The 4,521-nt window shown below is 38.8% G+C and carries 3 protein-coding genes; all 3 read right to left on the reverse strand.

Annotation, left to right across the window (positions count from 1 at the left end; all coding sequences use genetic code 11):
* On the reverse strand, window positions 1–500 hold a 500-nt coding region (locus H5187_RS22670; RefSeq protein ID WP_182798399.1), incomplete at its 3' end, for a hypothetical protein.
* A 17-nt stretch (window positions 501–517) separates the two neighbouring features.
* Window positions 518–1,543 (reverse strand): hypothetical protein, encoded by a 1,026-nt coding sequence (locus H5187_RS22675; protein ID WP_182768353.1) that lies wholly within the window; start codon window positions 1,541–1,543, stop codon window positions 518–520.
* 96 nt (window positions 1,544–1,639) lie between these two features.
* Window positions 1,640–4,414 (reverse strand): hypothetical protein, encoded by a 2,775-nt coding sequence (locus H5187_RS22680; protein ID WP_259401762.1) that lies wholly within the window; start codon window positions 4,412–4,414, stop codon window positions 1,640–1,642.
* Window positions 4,415–4,521 lie beyond the last annotated feature (107 nt).

The following is a 4,521-nucleotide window of genomic DNA, read 5'->3' on the forward strand; positions in this document are numbered from 1 at the left end:
ATAATAAAGAACAACAAAAGTGGAATGGTAATAACGTAAAAAACTAAAAATGAAATGTCTTTTTTGTAAAAATAACTTCCATAAGCTGTATGTTTATTACTGTGACGAGCATACAAGTAGCTTTTAAACGTCAACTCACCACTTTCATCTAGCAATTTATACCACTTTAAGTGTATTGGGTTTACTTCTGTACTACTAAAATAATTCTCTCCATACTTTTTTTTATATAATTCAATACTATCAATAGTTGCTCTCTCTCTTGCACTCCAGCTTTTTAATATATTATTAGCATTTAAACATGCAGTAAATAACACAATTAATAACAATGGGATCAGCCCCATATTACGGGCTTTCATTGAATTATTACTAAGCTTACAAATATGTTCATCTACATACACTATCGGTGTTGGCGGCGGCGCCTCTTTAGTGAGTTGAAAGCTAAGTAGTGCTTTCAACTTATTTGCTAAAGGTATTGGGTAGTGGTGTTTAATCAAAGCCATTAATCTCAACAAATTCTTTATCCATTCTTGTCCACATCTTTATTACTTTCTCTACTCTGGGCCCTTCTTAAACGCATACTCATGCTCATATCCATCCCTGTAGATAACGGTAAATTGTCTTTATCAAGCGGGATATCTGTATCGTTCTCTGACAAATGTGTTAACACCGCATTTAATTGCTGCTCAAAGTCTTTTGGTTTTTCATCATCAAAAAGTGCAAAGGGTTTGTCATTTGATTGCCATTGCTCACACTGCGGCATTACATGCTCACGGCCATATTCCATAAATTGACATATGAATGCCAATACTGGCTCATACGCATCTTTACCGTTGTAATAAGGATTATGGCGCGGTTGCACCATAAAATTAGCCCAACGCATATCACCGCGCTTACCAAGGCTGCGCGTCTGAATACGCATCATTTGTGAGTCTTCATGTATTCGTAGGTCTTTAAAATGCTGGGCGCGAACGTTGCCCTTATACCAGTGATAAACAATTTGCCGATTACGGTCAAACACCATCGGCGCTTGGCGCTTAAAAAAGATTAGAAAATACAATAAGGGAGGAAGTGTCAGTATAATAAAGATGGATAAAATTATATCTCGCTTAAGGCGAAACGTACCGCCAACATCAGCGGTTTCATAATAGTGATAATGCATATAACGACTTAATGACATTTTGCCATTTTCATCAAACATATCGTAAAAACTTTTACTTACTGGTTCAACATTTGGGGATAAAAAATAATCTTCTCCATGCTTTTTTTTATAAAAATCAACCATTTTCATCATACTCTCTTCCGTTGATTTCCACATGGAATAAAAACCAGCTATCTGGTAAAAGGCAATAAATGACACCATGCACAACGCCGGAATAATACCCATATTACGGGCTTTTATTGAGTTGTTACTGAGCTTACAGATGTTGTCATCAACATAGGTAATAGGTGCTGGGGGTGTTTCACCACGCGGTAATTTAACTGCCAATAACGCCTTTAATTTGTTAGCTAAGGGGATTGGGTAAATTGGTTTAATTAATGCCATAATATGCTGATATTTTAAAAGGTGAAGTAAGCTTAAGTAAAAGGGCTGTTCACAAAGAGTGCTTGGTTACAGCCCTGTAAGTACTAAGAAGTTAATTTACTCTTTAAAAGCCCCTAACGGCCTGACCTTCCTCTTTGTAGCATCTTCAACAAACCACTGTTTCACTTCACCTTCAGTCAACCCTTCCTCTGACAACCTTTTATACACTGCTTTTTGTGATGGGGTTGAATGCTCGCCATTTAGCTTTGCGGCTAATTCTTTTAAATCAGCTTCAGGTAATGTTTTACCCCAAGGCAAATCGCTATTTGTAGGGTTAGGCAATGGTAACTTTAACTGCAAACCATGATTACTTGTGTTATCAGTCATTGAGCCTATATCATTAAAGTTAAAACCAGAATTACCCGCAGAATTAAAGCTAGCAACACCTAGCTCCATCGTATATTGCCGCTCTTCTTTATCAGTAAAAATATCACTAAACTGACTAGTAAATATGTCACCAAAAGGCCTTAAACCATTAACGGTAACGCGCTTTGGCGACTCATAATCCAAACTAAAATTCGCCGCAAAAACAAAAACCTGCTCTTCACCGGCAAACGCTTTAGCGCTGCGATCATGCCAATTCAGAAGCGCTCGACCTTGCATGCCTCTGTCATTACTGTGCCCAGCCTTATTAAGTAGCTCAACAAACTCTCGGTATTCTCTAAACTTTGCACCTGTTGAGTCATCAAATTTATAGTTATCATCTTCCCATCTATTTAAAGCTTGGTTGTAGCCTTTATTTGCATTACGAGTCGCTTTACCTAAATAATAGAGTCTTGATTTATAAGTAGGACCCACATCATTAATGCCAATGGTTTGTTGTAGGGTTAATTCACATGGCACACTGCGCCAATTCAAACCTATCAGTGTTTTTGTATAGTTTTCTGATTCAAGTTTTGTACAGGTAGCAACGACCATAATGTCTACTTTGGTATTCCAGTCAAAGTCATCAAAAATAATGCCATCACCAAACTGGCGTACTTTAAATCCTAAACTTTGTGCTGCATCAAATTGGCTTTCAAATAAACGGATTGAGTGTCCTTGCCTTTGTATTTTACTGGTTATTAAATAAGGCTTCCCTTCACCACCAAAACGCACCAATATCCGAACACTTTTCTCCCCGGCAAAAAGTTCAGGACGAACAAAGCTAGAACTTTTACTGGTTAAAAAATCTTTTATTAGTAGTGACTCTTCATTGCCACCATCACGTTCTGTATTTAAATCTACATAAAAGTCGGTAGCTATATACTTATTTTTTATACCAAGCCCATTAAGAATATTTAAATAGCCGGAGTCAAAAATCATTTCATCGTTATTCTCTTCATGCTCCCCCATTAAAGGTAATACTACTTCACTACTACTGCCAACTTGGGCACTAATGTAATAACGCATGTCAGCAAAGTTTTTAGCTCGATAATATTCAAGTGCAGAGTCATGCATAAATGGGTAAAAAGCTTCTTTATGCACCATAGGTTTAGTACCCAAATATGTTTTTGGCCCTAACTGAAAAAACGGCGTAAACACACAGCCAAACTTTCCTGCAAAGTGCTTTTCGCTCTCTAATAGCTCAGACTCGACAAGTGGCCTTACCAACTCTTTATAAGCAAGCTCGTTATTTACCCCATCACAGCGCGTTACTTTAAAGGTAATAGGGGCAATACCGGTCATCGTATTGTTAAACACCACTAAAACACGAATAGGTGTGAATGGCGTTAAGCGCTTTAGTTTGTTGGCAATAATTGGCAACCATTTTTTTGAGGTTGGGCATTGATAGTATATAGCGCTGTGGTGATAGCTCGCCTCACCATACTCAGAAAACACCGGCTCAAATGTGTTTGCAAAGCTTTCAAGGTATTTACTACCTTCTTTTTCTTGTGTGCCAAAGGTATGAATAGGAAAGTAACTTTGAAACTCAGCGGTAATATAATTATGTTCACGCGCGAGTGTTGGCACCGCCATCATATAAAAGCCGTAAGGATTAAATTGAGATTGCATATAAAGCGTATTTTCGGGATCTTTTACCACAGCTTTACGTGCGGCTTTATCTAACAGGCTGTAATTGTCACTAAAACCATAGAGCGCTTTTTTTTCATTACCTGCGTTTTGCTTTTGAGCTGCGATACTGTCGATTAAAAACACCCAAAAGGTATCCATACGAATTGATGCACCGGGTAAATTAGGGAGCGCCCAGCTATCACCCAATAAAAAGTTTTCTATGTATTGTTTTACTTTATAGCGCTCTAGATTGGTGTAGTACTCGCTTTTATCCCCTTCACGCTGTGCTCTTAATAACAAGCCCATCAGGCCCGAGATTGCCTCTGAGCGCAGTCTAAATTGCGCAGCCCACTGCGTACTTTGTTCTGTACTTTCGCTCTCTTTAAATTCATTAAGCAGCTCGTGCATCATCCCTTGATTAGCCGCGCATTCTTGGCCTAGACGTTTATCTCTTTGAATCTCTGCATAATACTTTTTACAGGTATTATCGAGCAGTACTTCATCCATTAAATTTGCAGCCGATGTAGCTACTGCAGCGCCCGCTTTTATTACTGCCACCGCTGCAGCAATCGGTGCTGTTGCCGGAATAAATGCCATCACACCCAAAGCAATGTTGATCATTTGCCACGCCATTTCATCGGCAGTTTCACCTACTTTTATGTCGTTAACCACGGTTAAATTACGAAAGCGCTCTAAGCTATCCATACCTTCGCGTGATGGGCAAACCGAGAGCTGGCTAATCGCATAAGCGGCAATATGTACACGGCGATTTTGCGCTCGGCTAGTTTCATCTTTATTATTTACAAGTGGCTGAGTATAACCCCAGGGCAAGATCACGAACTTTACCTTGACTTAAAAGTATGATCTTATACTCCTTTTTAAGGAGCCCCCATGCCTGATATTCAACTATTTAAATATTTCGAATCAATTGACGACCCTCGCCA

The organism is Pseudoalteromonas sp. SG44-1, assembly GCF_014164315.1.
Classification (GTDB): Bacteria; Pseudomonadota; Gammaproteobacteria; order Enterobacterales; family Alteromonadaceae; genus Pseudoalteromonas; species Pseudoalteromonas rhizosphaerae.

Excerpts from the sequence above, each read along its gene's own strand:
- H5187_RS22675 (WP_182768353.1), bottom strand. The coding sequence starts at position 1,543 with ATGGCATTAATTAAACCAATTTACCCAATCCCCTTAGCTAACAAATTA.